Here is a 19656-nt window from a genome sequence, read left to right as displayed (position 1 = left end):
AACGCCATAACAGCTATGCGGAAAACCCTGCATAGATTATTTTGCGACGATAACAAACTGGAAGAAAAAACAACAGAAACAGGAGGCGATAACCATGCACAGAACCAGTAAAGACCGTAAAATCCAGACCCAGCAGAACATCATAAACCGCCTGGAGGAAGAAAACAGAATCCTGAGGCAGCAGTTGGAGGCATACAGCCCTGAATGCATGGAATACAAGGCGAAACTCACAGGAGACGCATACCAGGAGTACACGGAACTAATTGAAGAACTGAACGAAATGAAACAGGAGTATGTGGAACTGATTAAAGAAATGGCGGAAATGAAGGAAGAGATGAAACGGAAATGTAAGTGAATGGATAAATAAAGTTAGTAACGTGAAACTATATGGGGCAGCATATCATGTCTGTCCCTATATCACATAGGTATAGAAGAAACAGGAACAAAACAGCAAAGGTAACCTAAAAACAGAGCACATAACATTTATGAAGATAAAATATTTGAAAAATATACAATTACATGCAGTGGTGAGAACCCTCCTGCATTTACAATATAAAAACGATACAGAGGTGACGTAACATAGGAAACAACATGGAAACGGAAATCCTGCAATATGGGAAAAGCACGGAAATATTGCAGTTCATGATAAAAAGTGGTATGCTAAACATGGATGATGTACAAAATAGCATGGAATCTATGAAAAGAGATGAATTTTTAAAGAAGCATCAATATAAGATTTGGCAGGGAAAAGATGGAAAATGGTATACATATCTGCCGGATGATAAGAAAGGGAGAGTAAAGAAGAAAAAAAGTTCAAAGAAAGAGATTGAGAATGTAGTTATTGAATACTACAAAAATTTGAAAATGGAACCTATCATATTTAAGGAAAGATATAATGTATGGATTCAAAGACAATTAGATTGTGGTGTTTCGAATAATACAATGAATAGATATAATTGTGATTATGTTAGATTTTTTGAAGATAGCACAATTGAATTTATGGACATTTCTAAAATTGACGATGAAATTTTATATTGTTTCCTGATTAATAGGATTAGGCAAAAAGAGTTGTCCTATCGGGCAGCAAAAACCATGTTTGGGATGTTGAATGGAATTTTTCAAAAGGCACAAAAAGACAAAATAATCCAGGTAAATCCGTGTGAAAGTATAGATTTCCCGGTATTAAGGAAGCATTGTAAAGTTCAGATAGGGAAAACAGCAGAAGAAAGAGTTGTATCGGATGAACAAATGAAGTTATTGTACGATATTATCGCACAGGATCATAGGAATAAACCAAACTATATACCACCTTATGCAATAGAGTTAGCCTCGCTAACTGGAATGAGAGTTGGTGAATTAGCTGGTTTGATTTGGGGAAATGTTAATTTTAAAGAAAAATATATCCTGGTTGATAGATCTGAAAAGTATGATAGGGAAAAGAAAGCATATTTTATAGATACAACGAAAAATGCAAAGCCACGGTTTATTCCAATGAGTAGAGAAATAGAAGCATTATTAAAACAGGTTAAAAAAGTTGAGACAGGTTATGGATATTTATGCGAATATGTATTTGCAAATGAAAATGGACGGATTCATGCAAGAGTAATATCTGATTGTATGAGGAATAAATGTATTCAGGCAGGAATCCAGACAAAAAGCATACATGCATTAAGAAGAACGTTAAATTCAAAGATGCGGTGTGAAGGGGTGTCTTCAATTGTTGCATCTTCGATTCTTGGACATACAGAAAAGGTAAATAATTCAAATTATACGTATGATGTATCTGATAACCAGTATAAAATCAATGTGATGTCAAACATAAACAGGGAAATTATGCAAGCAGTGAAATAAAGTTCTCAAAGGTTCTCAAAAGAATCCAGACATAAAAAATGCCAAACCCCTTATGTTCCAAGGGATTCAGCACTTAAAAGAACTGCCGGCAGCGGGACTTGAACCCGCACGTGGTTGCCCACAACAGATTTTGAGTCTGCCTCGTCTGCCATTCCGACACGCCGGCATATTGTTCACTCGAACAAAAAGTATATTACCATAGATAGGAAAAAAAAGCAAGTACTTTTTTCAATGTTTCTGCATTGAATGAATTTCAGGAACGTGGTAGAATAAAAACGGTAAAAAATTACAGGTAAAGGAGAATACAGGTGACAGCAGAGAGAATTGAAGCGCTCAGAGCAGAGATGCAAAAGAGAAAGATTGATATGTATATTGTGCCCACCTCTGATTTTCATGAATCGGAGTATGTGGGAGATTATTTTAAAGCCAGAAAATATATAACGGGATTTACAGGTTCAGCCGGGACTGCCGTGATCACCGGCACAGAAGCGGGACTGTGGGCAGACGGCAGATATTTTATTCAGGCGGAGCGGCAGCTGGCAGGAACCCCTGTGACATTGTACCGGATGGGAGAAGAAGGGGTTCCCACTGTGAAGGAGTACGTGGAGCAGAATCTTCCCGAAAAAGGCTGCCTGGGCTTTGACGGCCGTGTGATGAATGCCAAAGCCGGGGAGGATTATGAAAAAGCTGCCAGAGACAGGCAGGGAAGCGTCTATGTGTCGGAAGATCTGGTGGGCCTGATCTGGACGGACCGGCCGCAGCTTCCCAAGAATCCGGTGTTTGTGCTGGAGGAAAAGTATGCAGGGGAAAGCACAGCAGACAAATTGCAGAGAGTGCGGGAAAAAATGGCCCAAAAGGAAGCAGGCGTCCATATCCTGACCTCCTTGTATGATATTGCCTGGCTGTTTAACATCCGCGGCGGAGACATTTCCCATGTGCCGGTGGCGCTGTCTTTTGCGGCAATCACAGAAAAGGAAAGCTTCTGGTTCATCCATGAGGAAGTGTTGGATGAAAAACTGTGCGGCTATTGCAGGGATAATCAGATCAAGATCAGGCCCTATGAAGAGATTTACAGTTATGCAGAGCAGATTCCGGCCGGTGAAACTGTTTTACTGGACAAAAATATTGTAAATTACCGCATTTTCCATAATCTGAATGATAACGTGAAAGTGGTGCAGGACGCCAATCCCACGGAATTGATGAAAGCGGTGAAAAATGAAACAGAACTTTCGAATATCCGCAATGCCCATGTAAAGGACGGGGTGGCTTTTACCAAATTTATGTACTGGTTAAAGACGAAGATCGGAAAAGAGAAAATCACAGAGATTTCCGCCTCGGATTATCTGGAGCAGCGAAGAAGAGAACAGGAACTGTTTGTGGATTTAAGTTTTGACACCATCAGCGCATGTGGGGCAAATGCTGCCATGATGCATTATACGGCAACGCCGGAGACAGACGCGGAACTGAAGCCGGAAGGATTCCTGTTGGTGGATTCCGGCGGGCATTATCTGGAAGGAAGCACGGATATTACCAGAACGATGGCTCTTGGATCTTTGACAGAGGAAGAAAAATTCCATTTTACCACTGTCTGCCGTTCCAACCTGAACCTGGCTGCGGCAAAGTTCCTGTATGGGTGCCGGGGACTGAATCTTGACATACTTTCCAGAGGGCCGCTGTGGAACTTAGGCCTGGATTACAAATGCGGAACAGGCCATGGCATCGGCTACCTTTTGAACGTCCACGAAGGCCCCAATGGATTCCGGTGGAAAATTGTGCCGGAGCGTGGAGACAGCTGCGTGCTGGAAGAGGGCATGGTTACCACCGATGAGCCGGGAGTTTATCTGGAAGGAAAATACGGTATCCGGACAGAGAATGAGCTGATCTGTAAAAAAGCGGAGAAAAATGAATACGGACAGTTTATGGAATTTGAAACTGTGACCTATGCTCCCATTGATTTGGATGCGATTCTGCCGGAGGAAATGACGGCTTCTGAACGGAAGTTATTAAATGATTATCATGAAATGGTTTATGAAAAGATTGCTCCGTTTCTGACTGAAGAAGAACGGGAATGGCTGAAAATTTACACCAGAGCCATCTGACCGGCCAAAGAGGCGGTACGTGCCTGAAATTCATTCTATCTGAGTTTCAGGCGCGTTTTTATATGGAAAAGTTTGTTTTAGAGCATTTTTTAAACATACTTTAATACTACAGCGAACTTTTTATATTTGGATACGGACAGAACTACCGGATTGCCCTTTGATACGCAAACCGGGCAGCGTTTTGGCGAACTAACTGCTAACTGCGTCTAAGGAGTTCCGGAAAGCCGTCACTCCTAAAACTCCGTAAGCAGTGGATTTCGCCTCCACACAATACGCCCATGAACCGTTTGCTTAGCCAAAGGGCAATCCTGTAGTTCCTGTGTATCAAAATATAGAGTGTTCGCTGCAGTATTAGGCTGAAAACAGCAATATTTTTCTAATTTTTTGCTATTTCATAAATTAATAACTTTTAAATCCGGGTCATTTGGTGTAAAATAGAAATGATTATGGGCAAAAGCGGAGAATTTTATTATATTATTATAGAAGGAATCAATGTATGAGTAAGAAAATAGTTTTGATTGACGGACACAGTATTCTGAACCGGGCATTTTTCGGGATACCGGATCTGACCAACACAGAAGGGCTCCATACCAATGCCGTGTATGGTTTTTTGAATATTATGTTTCGGATACTGGAGGAAGAAAAGCCGGATTATCTCACCGTGGCTTTTGATGTACATGCCCCCACATTCCGGCATAAGATGTATGAGGCGTACAAAGGAACCAGAAAACCAATGGCAGAGGAATTACGGCAGCAGGTGCCTGTTATAAAGGAAGTTTTGCAGGCCATGGGCGTTGTGATTGTGGAGCAGGAAGGCTATGAAGCGGACGATATTTTAGGAACCCTTGCCCTGCGGTGCGAGAAAGAGGGGCTTTTGGTTTCTCTGGTGTCCGGAGACCGGGATTTGCTGCAGCTTGCCAGTGAACGTATCAAGATCCGCATTCCCAAAACAAAACGCACCGGAACGGAAATCGAAGATTATTATGCAGCGGATGTGAAAGAAAAATACCAGGTAACCCCAAAAGAATTTATTGATGTCAAGGCATTGATGGGAGATACGGCAGATAATATTCCGGGAGTGCCCGGCATTGGAGAGAAAACGGCCACAGCCCTGATTGTTTCTTACGGAAGCATTGAAAACGCTTATGCTCATGTGGATGAGGTAAAGCCTCCCAGAGCGCAGAATAATCTGCGGGAGCATTACGGACAGGCGCAGATGAGCAAGACATTGGCCACCATTGAAGTAAATGCCCCCATTGAATACCAGTTGGAGCAGGCGGCGCTGGGAGATTTATTCACGCCGGAGGCTTACGTATGGATGAAAAAACTGGAATTTAAAAATATGCTGGGCCGTTTTCAGATGGAGGGGCCGCCGGTATCTTTGGAGGAGTATTTTCAGGAAATAACGGATGTATCAGAGGCCAGGAAGGTTTTTAAAGAGGCGGCAGAGGCAGAGCGGATCGGATTTTGGCTTCTGGCAGACGCTGATGCAAAAGAGCCGGAGGGCCAGATGACACTGGATAGTTTTCTGCAGGAAACGAAAGAGAAAAAGCCCGGGAAAACGGAAGAAATTTTGGGTATTTCTCTCGCATACGGTCCGGAGAAGATTTTTTATCTGAAGGTTTGCGGGCAAATGACCGGCCAATGGCTGACAGAACAGTTTCTCCTGCTGCTACAAAAGGGAAAAAAGACCGTTACTTTTGATTTAAAATCCCAGCTTCCCTGGCTGCCCGTTCCAAGAGAAACAAGGGGTCAGATTTCAGACGTTTTAATCAGCGCCTATTTGCTTAATCCCCTGAAAAATGATTATACCTGCGAGGACATTGCCAAGGAATATCTGGATTTGATGATTCCGTCCCGGGGAGATTTACTGGGCAAGCTGTCCTTGTTTCAGGCATTTCAGGAAAAGGGAGAAGAGCTGTTTAAATATGCGGCGTTTCAGGCGGCGGTGCCTTTTCGGGCGGCGGACGCGCTGGAACAGAAGCTGAAGGAAACAGGCATGGAGCAGCTTTATCAGGAGATAGAACTGCCTCTGGTGTACACCTTGTATGAGATGGAACGGGAAGGCGTACAGGTCAACGGGGAAGCGCTGAAATCCTACGGCGGGAATCTTTCAGAGAAAATTACAGAGTTGGAGCGGGAGATTTATCAGGAGGCAGGCGAGGAATTTAATATCAATTCCCCCAAACAGCTGGGGGTGATCCTGTTTGACAAATTAAAAATGCCTTACGGCAAAAAAACAAAAACAGGATATTCCACTGCGGCGGATGTGCTGGACAAGCTGGCAGGCGATTATCCTCTGGTGTCAAAGATTTTAGAGTACCGTCAGCTGACCAAATTAAAATCCACCTATGCGGAAGGCCTTGCCAATTATATTGAGGAGGACGGAAGAATCCGCTCTACGTTTCACCAGACTATTACAGCCACGGGAAGGCTCAGCAGCGCGGAACCAAACTTACAGAATATTCCCATCCGGATGGAGCTGGGGCGGCAGATTCGGAAGGTATTTATCCCCAGAGAAGGATGCGTGCTGATTGATGCGGATTACTCTCAAATAGAGCTGCGGGTGCTCGCCCATATGTCCGGAGATGAGAACTTAATCGGCGCATACCGGAAGGCCCAGGATATCCACAGAATTACGGCGTCCCAGGTGTTTCATGTGCCCTTTGAAGAGGTGACCTCCCTGCAGCGGCGCAATGCCAAGGCTGTGAATTTCGGAATTGTGTACGGGATCAGCTCCTTTGGATTAAGCCAGGATTTGAGCATTACCAAAAAAGAAGCGGCCGGATATATCGAATCTTATTTTGAAACTTATCCGGGAGTGAAGCAGTTTTTAGATCGCCTGGTGGATGACGCCAGGGAGCAGGGATATGTGTCCACGCTGTTTGGCAGGCGCAGGCCGGTGCCGGAGTTATCATCCGGGAATTTTATGCAGCGTTCTTTTGGGGAGCGGGTGGCTATGAATGCGCCGATCCAGGGAACCGCGGCGGATATTATCAAGATTGCAATGATAAGGGTCAATGAATCGCTGTATGAACAGGGGCTTCGTTCCAGGCTGATTCTGCAGGTTCACGACGAATTGCTGATTGAAGCCTGGGAAGAAGAAGTGGAGCAGGTGAAGGCGATTTTGAAAAAAGAGATGGAACGCGCAGCCGTCCTTTCGGTTCAATTGGAAATTGACATGAAACAGGGAAGAGACTGGTATGAAGCGCATTAAATTATTGATAAAGGAGTTTTGACGTATGCAGGTAATTGGAATTACTGGAGGAGTTGGAGCAGGGAAATCTGCCATCCTGGAGTATTTGGAACAGAATTACAGAGTGAAAAATCTCATTGCGGACAAGATAGCCAAAAGGCTGATGGAGCCGGGAAGTGAGTGTTACCGGAAATTACTGAAATTCCTGCCGGTAGAGGTATATAATGACGATGAAACCATTAATCGGGGAGCGCTGTCAGCGGCAATTTTCAGCTCGGATGAACTGCGCGTCCGGGTCAATGAGGTGATGCATCCGGCCGTGAAAGAATACATCATCGGACAGATTGCAGAGCAGGAGCGCATGGGAATTCTGGACTATGTCATTGTGGAGGCGGCTCTTCTGATTGAAGAAAATTACGGAGAAATCTGCGATGAATTGTGGTATGTCCGCACCTCCGAGGAAATCAGGAAAAAGAGAATCATGCGTTCCAGGGGCTATTCAGAGGAGCAGGTGGAAAATATGTTTCGAAGCCAGCTTTCCGACAGCGAATACCGCAAGCACTGCCAGGTGGTGATTGAGAACAACGGAACCAGGGAGGAGACGTTCTATCAGGTAGCGCAGGCCATTAAGCAAAAAGGAGAACTGAGTAAGATGGAACAGCAGTTAAACGGGGTTCCCCTGGTATTCGGGCTGGATATCGGAACCAGAAATGTGGTAGGTACAGTGGGCTATAAAGACGAGGATGATTTCTATGTTATTGCCCAATATATCAAAGAGCACGGGACCCGTTCCATGTTAGACGGACAGATTCATGATATCGGACGCGTGGGCCGGACGATCAATGCTGTGAAAAAAGAACTGGAAGAGCAGAGCCATCTTTCTTTAAGCGAAGTATGCATTGCAGCTGCAGGACGTGTGCTGAAAACAGTTACCACTACCGTAGAGTACAGCTTTGAGGAAGAAGTGGTAGTGACCGGAGAAGATGTGCATACCCTTGATTTACTGGGGATTGAGAAAGCGCAGCAGATTTTAAATGAAAATAACGATACGAATTTTAAATTTTACTGTGTGGGATATTCAGTGGTGAAATATTATCTGAACGGAGATGTTTTTTCCAATCTGGAAGGGCATAAAGCGGAGGTAGTCAGTGCGGATATTATCGTGACCTTCCTGCCGGAAGATGTGGTGGACGGTCTGTATTCCGCCGTTGGGCTGGCAGGACTGAAAGTGGCAAGTCTGACGTTGGAGCCAATTGCCGCCATCAACGTGGCAATTCCGGAGACGTTCCGTATGCTGAATATTGCGCTGGTGGACGTGGGAGCAGGAACCAGTGATATTTCTGTTACAAGAGACGGCAGCATTATTGCCTACGGCATGATCCCCTGCGCCGGAGATGAGATTACAGAACTTTTAGTGCAGCATTATCTGGTGGATTTCAAGACAGCAGAGCATATCAAATTGAGCTCCACCACTGAAAAAGAGATTGAATATCAGGACATTATGATGATCAAGCACACCATCACAGCAGAGGAAGTATGGGATTTGATTGAGCCTTTGGTATTCCGTCTCACCGAGGATATTGCAGCAAAAATCAAAGAATTAAACGGCGGAGAAACCGTAAGCGCTACTTTTGTGGTAGGCGGCGGCGGCAAGGTTCACGGATTTGTGGAGCATCTGGCTTCAGAACTGGAGCTTCCTTTAGAGCGTGTGGCGCTGAGAGGCGAGGAAGTGCTGCAGGAAATCCATTTTGAGCAGCAGGAAATTAAGAAAGATCCTCTGTTGGTTACGCCTATCGGCATTTGCATCAGCTATTATGATCAGAAGAATAATTTTGTTTTTGTACGGTTTAACGGGGAAAGAATTAAACTGTACGATAACAACAAGCTGACCATTGTAGACGCAGCCCTTCGGGCAGGATTCCCCAATGATCAGCTTTTCCCAAGAAGAGGAAAAGAAATTAATTTCTATGTAAACGGAAAGAAACGGATTGTCAGAGGAGAACCCGGTGAATCCGCTGTGGTGCGGGTCAACGGCCGGATTACCAGTATCAATGCCGTTTTAGAGCCCAACAGCGATATTGTGATTGAACCTTCCACCGTGGGAGAAGCAGCCGTGTGCCGGTTAGAGGAGCTGGAGGAATACGGCAGAGTTGTAATAACCTTTGAAGTAAACGGCAGAATGATTACCTGTCCGAAATTTGCAGAAGTAAACGGCAGTCTGGAGCCGCCCTACTATGAGATTCAGGAAAATGACTGGGTGGAAATGCGCGGCTTCTATACCGTTGCCCAGATTATGGAATTTATGGATGTGGAAATCGATCTGAACAGCGAAATTCTTGTCAATAACAAGCCGGCGGATTTGGACACCCAGGTGTATGAGAATTTCTCGGTAGAATGGGAAGTGATTACGTACCGGACGCCTTTGTCTGAGATTGAAAACGTATACGGCAAGCCCCTGGAGGACCCCGTGCAGCCAGAGGAATTGCCGATGGAGCAGCCAGAGCCAGAAGAAGAACTGAGTTTGGAGGAACCGGAAGCTGAGCCGAGCCAGAAAGAAGCAGCCCGGGAGCCGGAAGCTGAGGCAAAACAGGCAGAAACCCTGCAGGAACCTGAAGTTGAGGCAAAACAGGCAGAAACCCTGCAGGAACCTGAAGCTGAGCTGAAAAAAGAAGAAGCAGCCCAGGGAACGGAAGCTGAGCCGAAGCAGCCGCAGACCGAGGTGACACAGACAGAAACAGTCCGGAAACCGCAAGATTCGGCCCAGCAGGCCCGGGAGACAATAACGGAGCAGTCGGAAGAAGAAGCCGGAAAAGAGGAGAATCTGACCCAGGAAGAACTGGAAGAAAAATATTTGCAGTCTCAGCAGACCGTGGAAAGTGACATCCGTCCTACCATCCGCAAGAAGCCGGAGGTTAAAGTTGTAAAAGAAAAGCCGGCGGGAGTTTCCCTGCAGGTGATTGTCAATAACGCGGCAGTGACTTTAACCGGAAAAGCCTCCTATGTATTTGTAGACGTATTTGACGCCATCTCATTTGATTTGAATGCCGGAAAAGGAAGGGCCATTGTCACCAAATTAAACGGCGAAATTCCTTCCTATACTGCGCCTCTCAAGTATGGGGATGTATTAGAAATTTACTGGGAGGACTAATGGCTATGAAGTTGTGCAGCATTGCAAGCGGCAGCAGCGGGAACTGCATTTTTGCAGGAACAGAGACCACAAGCCTTCTGATCGATACCGGTATCAGCGGAAAACGCATCGAAGCAGGTCTGAATGAGATCGGCCATACTGCCCGGGAAGCAGACGGAATTCTGATTACCCATGAACATGCGGATCATATCAGCGGCCTGGGCGTGATGGCCCGGCGGTACGGCATTCCCATTTATGCCACAAAGGGAACCAGGGAAGCGGTTTTAAAGTGTAAAAGCGTAGGCGAAATTCCCAAAGAACTGTTTCATGAGATTAGGCCGGATCAGGATTTTACCATCGGGGATATTACGATAAGCCCCATAGCCATTTCCCATGACGCCGCCATGCCCACAGCCTATCTTTTGCGCCAGGGAAAAAAATCAATGGCTGTTATGACAGATCTTGGCATGTATGACAGTTATATCACAGATAAACTGCAGAATCTTGACGTGTTGCTGTTAGAAGCCAATCATGATGTGCATATGCTGCAGGTAGGGACTTATCCCTACTATTTAAAGCAGCGGATTCTGGGAGAAAAGGGGCATTTGTCCAATGAATTATCGGGCCGGCTTCTCAGCGAGCTGCTTCATGATAACTTTAGAACTGTGATTCTGGGGCACTTAAGCAAAGAAAATAATTACGAAAAACTGGCCTATGAAGCGGTAAGACTGGAGATTGATATGTCAGAAAATCCTTACCGCGCCGATGATTTCCCGATTCATGTGGCAAGACGCGATATGGTTTCGGATGTGATTGAATTTTAGAACAGAATGTGACATACACATGAAATGGAGGATGAAAAGAGAATGGACAAAAAGGCAGACAGAACGATTATCACGGTGGTGGGAAAAGATACGGTAGGTATCATTGCCGGCGTATGTACATATCTTGCAGAAAACGGCATCAATGTACTGGATATCAGCCAGACGATTGTGCAGGGATTTTTTAATATGATGATGATTGTGGATATGAACGGAGCCGCAAAGCCTTTTGGACAGTGCGCGAAGGAATTAGAGCAGGTGGGAGAGAAAATCGGCGTGTCCATCAAGTGCCAGAGAGAAGAAATTTTTAATAAAATGCACAGAATTTAAGGAGCAGAGCAATGATAAATATCTGGGAAGTAAACGAAACCAATAAAATGATTGAGCAGGAAAATCTGGATGTCCGCACCATTACTCTGGGAATCAGCCTGTTGGACTGTATTGATTCTGATTTGGAGCAGCTAAACAGGAATATTTATAAAAAAATTACGGATACTGCGGCAAAATTGGTGGAAACAGGCGAGGAAATTGAACGGGATTACTGTATTCCGGTGGTAAATAAGCGGATTTCCGTAACGCCTGTGGCATTGGTGGGGCAGGCGGCCTGTAAAACGCCGGAGGACTTTGTCACTATTGCCAGGACGTTAGATCGGGCGGCAAAGGAAGTGGGAGTTAACTTTATCGGAGGATATTCTGCTCTGGTGTCAAAGGGAATGACCAAAGGAGACGAACATCTGATCCGTTCCATTCCCAAAGCCCTTTCCGTTACGGAGCGGGTGTGCAGTTCTGTTAATGTAGGCTCCACCAAAACCGGCATTGACATGGATGCGGTGAAGCTGATGGGAGAAATTGTGCTACAGACGGCAGAATATACCAAAGAGAACGATTCTCTGGGCTGTGCGAAGTTAGTGATTTTCTGCAATGCGCCGGATGACAACCCCTTTATGGCAGGCGCGTTTCATGGAGTGACAGAGGCGGACGCCATTATCAATGTGGGAGTTTCCGGTCCCGGCGTGGTGAAAAAATCGCTGGAACGGGTGCGGGGAGAAAATTTTGAAACACTTTGTGAAACCATCAAAAAGACGGCTTTTAAAATTACCCGCGTAGGTCAGCTTGTGGCCCAGGAGGCCAGCCGGAGAATGGGAATTCCCTTTGGAATTATTGATTTGTCCCTGGCCCCTACGCCGGCAGTAGGCGATTCTGTGGCAGAGATTTTAGAGGAAATCGGGCTGGAATATGCCGGCGCTCCCGGAACTACGGCGGCTTTGGCATTATTGAACGACCAGGTAAAAAAAGGCGGCATAATGGCGTCATCCTATGTAGGCGGACTGAGCGGCGCTTTTATTCCGGTCAGCGAAGATCAGGGCATGATCGACGCAGTAGAAGCCGGGGCTTTAACCCTGGAAAAATTAGAGGCCATGACCTGTGTCTGCTCTGTGGGCCTTGACATGATTGCTATTCCGGGAGATGTGCCGCCCTCTGCCATTTCCGGAATAATTGCAGATGAAATGGCAATCGGCATGATCAATCAGAAAACAACAGCCGTGCGCCTGATTCCGGTGATTGGGAAAAAAATCGGAGAAACAGTGGAATTCGGCGGTTTGCTCGGCCATGCCCCGGTAATGCCGGTAAACAGATATGGCTGTGAAGCTTTCATCAGCCGCGGAGGCAGGATACCAGCGCCCATACACAGTTTTAAGAATTAGATTTGTGTAATAAGAAAAGATGTGGTATAATTGACCCTGAGGAGGGACCCGAATATTTGTAAACAACCTGGAAGGCCACAAAGATTGGGCCCAAATATTAGGGAGGAGTCCTGAGGGTGAACGTGTCCAAGAGAATCAACCCTGAGGGTAAACCCAAAGAATAAATCACCGGAGGTGGAATCTTTGAACGAGAGAGAAGATTATCTGGATAGACTGTTACGGGGAGTGGAGGATGAGCCGGAAGATTTCCAGGGGTCTGAAGAAGATTTCCTGGAGGAGTTTAACAGTTCTTTTTCTGAAGATGATGAAAATGATTTCCTGCAGGAATTTGAACGAAGCAAGGAAAAGGCAGAGCCGGAATCCGACCTGGATATGGATTTTGATATGGAAGATATTGACAATATTGTCAGCAATGTGAAAAACACTGCACGGGACGATATTGACGATAGGAACGAGATGGATACCCTTGACGAGATAAATACTCTTGATGAGATAAATACTCTTGACGAGATAGATACTCTTGACGAGATAGATACGCTTGGTGATATTGATACGTTCGGCGGAATTGATAATCTGGGGGAAGAAGATTTATCTATCGATGAAACTCTGCAGAATTTTCCGGAGGAAGATCCGGTACTGGATCAGATAGATCCGGAATTTGAGCCGGAAGCTTCAGGCGTAGAACCGGAGAATCAGGAATTTATGGTAAATACCATGAATGATACGGATATGATGGGCTTCGGAGATGACGACGGATCTGGTCTGACAGATATGTTTTCTGATGAAGGAGAAGAAGGAGAGGCAGGAAATATGCCGGAAGATGAACTGGAATCCATGGCCAGAGATCTGGCGAAAGAGATCGGAGATCTTGGAATTGGAAATGAAAACGAGAGTGAAAACGTAAAGGACAGCAAAGAAGAGCTGGATCAGGTTTTGACTGAAGAGGAAGAATCAGAAAAGGGAAAGAAAGGCAAAAAGAAGAAAAAAGACCCGGATGAGAAAAAACCGGGATTTTTCAAGCGCCTGTCACTGGCTCTTTTTGGAGAAGATGAGGAAGAAGCAGAGGAGGCTGGTTCCGGAATCGGCGATATAGACGATGTTTCCGACGAGAACATGGCGGCTCTGCGGGAACTGGAAGGGAAAAAGGGCAAGAAGGAAAAAGATGATAAGGCCCTGAAAGCCCAGAAGAAGAAAGAAAAGAAGGCCCAGAAAGACCAGAAAAAGGCAGAAAAGAAACAGGCGAAAGCCGAGAAGAAGGCCCAGAAGGAAAGGGAAAAACAAGCCAAACCCAAAAAGGAAAAGAAGCCGAAGGTTGTGGAAAAATCAAAGCCCCTTCCCAAGAAGCCGGTATTTATGATTATGCTGGTGGGAGCATCCCTGGTTGTTTTGATTTACCTGGTTTCCACCCAGGTTGGTTACACCATGGATATTGCCAATGCCAAAGAGTACTATGAAAACGGGGATTATGTGGAAGCCTATACCTGTTTTACCCAGGGCGCAAAGGTGAAGGCAGCGGATGAAGAACTGTATCTGAAAGCGAAATATACCGCATACGTACAGCAGCAGCTTCGGAATTATGAAACGTATCTGGGGCAGGAGATGCACACCGAATCCTTAAATGCTCTGATCTGCGGCGTGGGCAGATACGACAAGAATGCATCGGACGCTGCCAAGGCAGGGGCGTCTGCAGAGTATGACAATATGCTTGCAGAACTGGAATCGCTTCTGTCTGAGAAATTCGGCATGACCTTAGATCAGGCAAGAGAACTGTATGCCGTTCATGATAAGGAAGAATATACATATATGCTGTATGATATCATTAACGGTCTTGGGCTTTTAAAAGAGAAATAGACAGGTGCACAATATGATAGCGATTATAGATTATGATGCAGGAAATCTGAAAAGCGTGGAAAAGGCCCTGAAATTTCTGGGAGAAGAGAGTATTGTTACCAGAGATCGGAAAGAGATTCTTTCGGCGGATAAAGTAATCCTTCCCGGTGTGGGCGCTTTTGGAGAAGCCATGGATCATCTGAAAAAATTTGAACTGGATCAAGTGATACAGGAAGCAGTTCACAGGCAGAGGCCGTTATTGGGAATCTGTCTGGGCCTGCAGCTTTTGTTTGAGGGCAGCGAAGAGAATGGCGGCGTGGAAGGTCTGCATATTTTAGATGGGCAGATTGTGAAAATTCCGGATGCACCAGGGCTGAAAATCCCTCATATTGGTTGGAATTCCCTGCATTTGCAGAATCAGGGCAGATTATTTGAAGGTGTGCCGGAAGGAACATTCGTATATTTTGTGCACTCTTTTTATCTGAAAGCAAAAGAAGAAAGCATTGTCAGGGCTTCTTCAGATTACGGCGTTGCCATTCACGCCTCGGTGGAGCAGGATTCAGTGTTTGCCTGTCAGTTCCATCCGGAAAAAAGCAGCTCCATGGGCCTTAAGATTCTCCGGAATTTTGCCGGGATAGGGGAGGTGTAATCATGTTCACAAAAAGAATTATTCCCTGTCTGGATGTTCATAACGGCCGTGTGGTGAAAGGCGTTAATTTCGTAAATCTCAGGGATGCCGGAGATCCGGTGGCAGTTGCGGCGGCTTATGACAGAGCAGGGGCGGATGAAGTGGTTTTTTTGGATATTACCGCATCCTCGGATGCCAGAAATACCGTTGTGGATATGGTGCGCCGTGTGGCAGAGACGGTCTTTATTCCCTTTACCGTAGGCGGAGGAATCCGTACCGTGGAGGATTTTAAAGCGCTGCTGCGGGAAGGTGCAGATAAAATTTCCATTAATTCTTCCGCTGTCAACACCCCTGAATTGATTCAGGAAGCGGCAGACAAATTCGGCAGCCAGTGCGTGGTCGTGGCCATAGACGCCAGGCGGCGGCCGGACGGCAGCGGTTGGAATGTCTATAAAAACGGCGGCCGGATTGACACCGGCCTGGATGCCGTGGAATGGGCGGCAAAGGCCAATCAGCTGGGAGCCGGAGAGATTTTATTGACCAGTATGGACTGTGACGGCACAAAGGCCGGATATGATCTGGAGCTGACCAGGGCTATTGCGGACGCTGTTACCATACCGGTGATTGCATCAGGCGGTGCAGGGACAAAAGAGCATTTTAAAGAAGCATTGACAGAAGGCGGCGCAGATGCGGCCCTGGCAGCTTCTCTGTTTCACTATAAAGAACTGGAGATTATGGAGCTGAAACAATATTTAGCAAAAGAGCACATACCGGTAAGGCTGTAGGTCAGTGTGAGGATGGTTATTTACGGGGAACACATCAGAATGCCGGTAGGAAGATAAAAGGAGCGAGATATTATGGGAATGTTGGAAAATGACTGGTTGGAGGCTGTCGGAGAGGAATTCAAAAAGCCCTATTATGCCAAATTGTATAAATTTGTAAAGGAAGAATACAATACCAGGGTGGTTTATCCGCCGGCAGATGATATTTTTAACGCGCTGCATCTGACGCCGTTAAAAGATGTGAAAGTATTGATTCTGGGGCAAGATCCTTACCACAACGAGGGGCAGGCCCATGGGCTTTGCTTTTCGGTAAAGCCGGGTGTGCCGGCGCCGCCTTCTCTGGAAAATATTTACAAAGAACTGCAGGACGATCTGGGCTGTGAGATACCCAATAACGGGTATCTGGTAAAATGGGCCAGACAGGGAGTTCTGATGCTGAATACTGTGCTTACGGTTCGGGCGCATCAGGCAAATTCCCATCAGGGCCAGGGCTGGGAGCAGTTTACAGATGCGATTATTCATGCGGTAAATGCTCAGGACAGGCCCATAGTTTCTATGCTGTGGGGCAGACCGGCGCAAAGCAAAAGCTCCATGCTGACTAATCCCGGTCATCTGATTTTGAAAGCGCCCCATCCAAGTCCGCTGTCAGCGTACCGGGGATTTTTCGGATGCAGGCATTTCAGTCAGGCGAACGAATTTCTGCAATCTCATGGAGCAGAGCCTGTTGACTGGCAGATTGAAAATATTTAGCGGGAACAGAAGGATGAAAACGGCTGTATCCGGACATAAGTTAAGAGAATGAAGGGGCTGTGGGAAAAGAAGTGCAATATATCTTGTGATTTTTTATGTCACAACCATATATTGTATAAGAATTACATTTTCCAACAGTCTCTTTTTGATTTACAGGAAAGGAAACCAGAAATGAAGTTGCAGAATTTTCTAGGCAAAAGGCAGGACAGTGCCGGCTGCAGGGAGGCTGCTCCCTCCGGGCGCCGTCATTCCCTCCGGGGAGTGGGGAGCATGGATTATTATGCAAGCCAGTCCCCGCTGAGAAAATGGAACGACAGCTATAAAGTGACTGCCGCCGGGACTGCATTGCTTTTGTGTCTTGTGCTGAACCGGATAGAAATTTCGGCCGCTGTGCTTCTGTCCATGGGAATTGTAAATGTATGGGCCAGTCAGGTTCCCCTTCGGGATTACATTGGGTTTTTAAAAATCCCCATAGCGTTTCTGGCGCTTGGGAGTGTGGCCATTGCCTGCGGAGTTTCTTCTCAGCCGGCAGGGGATTACTGGATTTCCCTGCATGGGTGTTATCTCTATCTCTCAAATGAGGGTATCCGTCAGGCTATGGAACTGTTTTTTAAGGCTATGGGAGCTGTAAGCGCTATGTATTTCCTGGCATTGTCCACTTCTGCCGGGGAATTGGCAGGGGTGCTCAGAAAAGCCCATGTCCCTAAAATTATTGTGGAACTGATGAATATGATTTATCGGTTTATTTTTATACTGACCAAAGTCCAGAGAAACATGAAAACGGCGGCGGTGTCCAGACTGGGGTATGTGGATTTTAAAACCTCCTGCCGTTCCTTTGGGCAGACGGGAGGAAATCTTTTTCTGCTTTCTCTGCGGAAGGCAGATACTTATTACGACGCCATGGTTTCCCGGGGATATGAGGGAGAATTTCTTTTCTGGGAGGAAGAAAAGCCGGTGAAATTCTGGCAGGCAGAAATTTTGGCAATGTACGCCTTGGGATTGCTTTTCCTGTTTTTTCTGGTAAAATAAGTGTAACAATAAGATTTTTACAAATGGGGCAGTGGAAGGGAGAAAGATTGGGATATAGTACAGAGGAGATTTTGCGGACGGAACAGCTGGCTTTTGAGTACCAATCCGGGCGTCCGGTATTGCAAAAGTTAAGCCTTTCGATCCATCAGGGAGAAAAAATTGCAGTTATGGGTTCCAACGGAGCGGGAAAATCCACATTTTTTCTGAATCTGAACGGAGTGCTTTGGCCCAAAGAAGGGAAAATTGTTTACCGGGGAAAGCAGATTGGCAAAAAGGATTTGAATCATTTGAGAAAACATGTGGGATTTGTGTTTCAGGATGCGGACAATCAGATGATTGCTTCCAGTGTCCAGGCGGAAGTAGCCTTCGGCCCTGTGAACCTGAAGCTGCCCAGGGAAGAAGTCAGGCAGAGGGTGACACAGGCTTTGGAATACATGGATTTGCTGGAATACCGGGAGCGTCCCCCCCATTATTTAAGCGGCGGGGAGAAAAAGCGGGTCAGTATTGCGGATATTATTGCCATGAAGCCGGAGGTTATACTGTTTGATGAGCCTACGGCGGCCTTAGATCCTCTCAGCGGAGACATGTTGGAGGAAGTGTTGGGAAAATTGTCGGGAGAAGGGAAAACATTGCTGATTTCCACCCATGATGTGGATTTTGCCTATCGTTGGGCAGAGCGGGTGCTTGTTTTTGACCGGGGAGAGCTGATTGCAGATGGAGGAACCCTGGAGGTTTTTCAGCAGGAGGAAGTGTTAAAACAGGCTCATCTGAAGAAACCGGAAATGCTGACGGTATATGAAACGCTGTCGGCTCAGGACCTGATTCTGAAAGACAGTTATCCCAGGCAGGCGAAAGAACTGGCAGAAGCATTAGTCATACATTGATTTTATAGTCTGGTTTCAATGGGACAGAGAGGAGCAGCATGAGGAGAGAACGGTATATCGAATATTTGACTTACGTGAAAGAATATCTTACGGAACACGGAGGGATGGCTGCCCAGAATCCGAGACATCCCTTCCGTTCCCGGTTTCAGCATACGATTCGTGTCCTGTACTGGTGTTTTCGGCTGGCAGAAGGAATGGAGCAGGTGGAGAAGGAAGTTTTGTACACGGCTGCAATTTTTCATGATATCGGCTATGAAAAGGAGGAGAACGACCGTCATGCCCTGCGCAGCGGGAAGGCGTTTCATGAATATGCCGTCGCGCACCAGATGGACGAGGAAGTTCGAAAGCAGGTGGAAAGACTGATTTATGCCCATAGCAACAAGTCGCTATTGAAAGACAAAAATACCAGTCTGGAGTTGGTTTTGCTGATGGAGGCTGACTTGCTGGACGAAGAAGGGGCCATGGGAATTGTCTGGGACTGTATGAGCATGGGAAATATTCATGCCCAGAGTTATGCGGCTGCTTATTATCATATCATGGAGAATTCCAATAAAGAGGAGCCCAATCCCATGGTGACGGAGCGGGCGAAGATTTTTTGGGAGAAAAAGAAACAGGTGGTTTCGGAATTTGCGGAAATTCTGGCAGAGGATTTGATGATCGGAAGCCCGTATTTTGATATATGATAAAATTTTATGGCAAATTGATTTTGTTTTTTAGATTTATGGAAGCAGGCAGACAGCACTGACGCTTAAAAATTTTTCGTAAAAAAACCTCCCATTTTATGGGGAGATGCGAGATAATAGAATTAACAACCAAACTATTTTTTCGCACACCCATAAAAGAGAGGAGGTTTTACTGTGAAAGAAAGTAGAGGGCAGCCAATAAATGGCGCACTTTAACAAGCTGTCTTATGGCAGCCTTTGAAAAAATGTATTGCTATAAAGTGTTAAGAC

General features: G+C 46.0%; 15 protein-coding genes and 1 tRNA gene. 15 read left to right on the top strand and 1 reads right to left on the bottom strand.

Annotated elements, in window-relative coordinates:
- The first annotated feature begins 94 nt into the window (after positions 1 to 94).
- Both ACTO17_RS17595 and ACTO17_RS17590 read left to right on the top strand, forming a co-directional pair.
- Complete coding sequence (locus tag ACTO17_RS17595) at positions 95 to 355, top strand: hypothetical protein (RefSeq protein WP_482558854.1); 261 nt, start codon at positions 95 to 97, stop codon at positions 353 to 355.
- 236 nt (positions 356 to 591) lie between these two features.
- Positions 592 to 1851 (top strand): tyrosine-type recombinase/integrase, encoded by a 1260-nt coding sequence (locus tag ACTO17_RS17590; protein WP_482558853.1) that lies wholly within the window; start codon positions 592 to 594, stop codon positions 1849 to 1851.
- Positions 1852 to 1934: 83 nt separating this feature from the next.
- On the opposite strand, the gene ACTO17_RS17585 is transcribed toward ACTO17_RS17590, so the two are convergent.
- Positions 1935 to 2017, bottom strand: a tRNA-Leu gene (locus ACTO17_RS17585).
- A 142-nt stretch (positions 2018 to 2159) separates the two neighbouring features.
- Here ACTO17_RS17585 and ACTO17_RS17580 point away from each other — a divergent pair.
- The 13 genes from ACTO17_RS17580 (at position 2160) to ACTO17_RS17520 (ending at position 19386) form a co-directional block, all read left to right on the top strand.
- Positions 2160 to 3950: an aminopeptidase P family protein gene (locus ACTO17_RS17580; protein WP_482558852.1), complete on the top strand. Its 1791-nt coding sequence runs from the start codon at positions 2160 to 2162 to the stop codon at positions 3948 to 3950.
- Between the two features lie 496 nt (positions 3951 to 4446).
- Positions 4447 to 7167, top strand: a complete 2721-nt coding sequence (gene polA / locus ACTO17_RS17575) for a DNA polymerase I (RefSeq protein ID WP_482558851.1) — start codon at positions 4447 to 4449, stop codon at positions 7165 to 7167.
- Between the two features lie 25 nt (positions 7168 to 7192).
- On the top strand, positions 7193 to 10294 hold the full coding sequence (coaE, locus tag ACTO17_RS17570) for a dephospho-CoA kinase (protein ID WP_482558850.1): 3102 nt from the start codon (positions 7193 to 7195) through the stop codon (positions 10292 to 10294).
- A 5-nt stretch (positions 10295 to 10299) separates the two neighbouring features.
- Positions 10300 to 11097 carry an MBL fold metallo-hydrolase gene (locus tag ACTO17_RS17565; protein ID WP_482558855.1) on the top strand — a complete coding sequence of 266 codons (798 nt, stop codon included), beginning with the start codon at positions 10300 to 10302 and terminating at the stop codon, positions 11095 to 11097.
- 42 nt (positions 11098 to 11139) lie between these two features.
- A complete protein-coding gene (locus tag ACTO17_RS17560) occupies positions 11140 to 11424 on the top strand; it encodes an ACT domain-containing protein (protein WP_172539547.1) in 285 nt (94 codons plus the stop codon).
- A gap of 11 nt (positions 11425 to 11435) precedes the next feature.
- Positions 11436 to 12800: a PFL family protein gene (locus ACTO17_RS17555; RefSeq protein ID WP_172539548.1), complete on the top strand. Its 1365-nt coding sequence runs from the start codon at positions 11436 to 11438 to the stop codon at positions 12798 to 12800.
- Positions 12801 to 12983: 183 nt separating this feature from the next.
- Positions 12984 to 14651 carry a hypothetical protein gene (locus ACTO17_RS17550; RefSeq protein WP_482558849.1) on the top strand — a complete coding sequence of 556 codons (1668 nt, stop codon included), beginning with the start codon at positions 12984 to 12986 and terminating at the stop codon, positions 14649 to 14651.
- 13 nt (positions 14652 to 14664) lie between these two features.
- Positions 14665 to 15279, top strand: coding sequence for an imidazole glycerol phosphate synthase subunit HisH (hisH, locus tag ACTO17_RS17545; protein ID WP_172539550.1), 615 nt, complete (start codon positions 14665 to 14667; stop codon positions 15277 to 15279).
- Between the two features lie 2 nt (positions 15280 to 15281).
- Positions 15282 to 16043 carry an imidazole glycerol phosphate synthase subunit HisF gene (gene hisF, locus ACTO17_RS17540; protein ID WP_482558848.1) on the top strand — a complete coding sequence of 254 codons (762 nt, stop codon included), beginning with the start codon at positions 15282 to 15284 and terminating at the stop codon, positions 16041 to 16043.
- A 72-nt stretch (positions 16044 to 16115) separates the two neighbouring features.
- On the top strand, positions 16116 to 16790 hold the full coding sequence (gene ung / locus ACTO17_RS17535; RefSeq protein ID WP_482558847.1) for a uracil-DNA glycosylase: 675 nt from the start codon (positions 16116 to 16118) through the stop codon (positions 16788 to 16790).
- 171 nt (positions 16791 to 16961) lie between these two features.
- On the top strand, positions 16962 to 17819 hold the full coding sequence (gene cbiQ / locus ACTO17_RS17530) for a cobalt ECF transporter T component CbiQ (RefSeq protein ID WP_482558846.1): 858 nt from the start codon (positions 16962 to 16964) through the stop codon (positions 17817 to 17819).
- Positions 17820 to 17866: 47 nt separating this feature from the next.
- Entirely contained in the window at positions 17867 to 18703 is an 837-nt protein-coding gene (locus tag ACTO17_RS17525) for an energy-coupling factor ABC transporter ATP-binding protein (RefSeq protein ID WP_482558845.1), read from the top strand.
- A 38-nt stretch (positions 18704 to 18741) separates the two neighbouring features.
- On the top strand, positions 18742 to 19386 hold the full coding sequence (locus tag ACTO17_RS17520) for an HD domain-containing protein (RefSeq protein WP_482558844.1): 645 nt from the start codon (positions 18742 to 18744) through the stop codon (positions 19384 to 19386).
- The last annotated feature ends 270 nt before the right edge of the window (positions 19387 to 19656 follow it).

It is taken from the genome of Petralouisia sp. (assembly GCF_056822245.1).
Note: the sequence above shows the minus strand (reverse complement) of the source record. Positions and strands in the feature narration are given on the sequence as shown.

Coding starts and splice junctions, on each gene's coding strand:
- ACTO17_RS17595 (WP_482558854.1), top strand. CDS start 95: ATGCACAGAACCAGTAAAGACCGTAAAATCCAGACCCAGCAGAACATC.
- ACTO17_RS17590 (WP_482558853.1), top strand. CDS start 592: ATGGAAACGGAAATCCTGCAATATGGGAAAAGCACGGAAATATTGCAG.
- polA (WP_482558851.1), top strand. CDS start 4,447: ATGAGTAAGAAAATAGTTTTGATTGACGGACACAGTATTCTGAACCGG.
- coaE (WP_482558850.1), top strand. CDS start 7,193: ATGCAGGTAATTGGAATTACTGGAGGAGTTGGAGCAGGGAAATCTGCC.
- ACTO17_RS17565 (WP_482558855.1), top strand. CDS start 10,300: ATGAAGTTGTGCAGCATTGCAAGCGGCAGCAGCGGGAACTGCATTTTT.
- ACTO17_RS17560 (WP_172539547.1), top strand. CDS start 11,140: ATGGACAAAAAGGCAGACAGAACGATTATCACGGTGGTGGGAAAAGAT.
- ACTO17_RS17555 (WP_172539548.1), top strand. CDS start 11,436: ATGATAAATATCTGGGAAGTAAACGAAACCAATAAAATGATTGAGCAG.
- hisH (WP_172539550.1), top strand. CDS start 14,665: ATGATAGCGATTATAGATTATGATGCAGGAAATCTGAAAAGCGTGGAA.
- hisF (WP_482558848.1), top strand. CDS start 15,282: ATGTTCACAAAAAGAATTATTCCCTGTCTGGATGTTCATAACGGCCGT.
- ung (WP_482558847.1), top strand. CDS start 16,116: ATGGGAATGTTGGAAAATGACTGGTTGGAGGCTGTCGGAGAGGAATTC.
- cbiQ (WP_482558846.1), top strand. CDS start 16,962: ATGAAGTTGCAGAATTTTCTAGGCAAAAGGCAGGACAGTGCCGGCTGC.
- ACTO17_RS17520 (WP_482558844.1), top strand. CDS start 18,742: ATGAGGAGAGAACGGTATATCGAATATTTGACTTACGTGAAAGAATAT.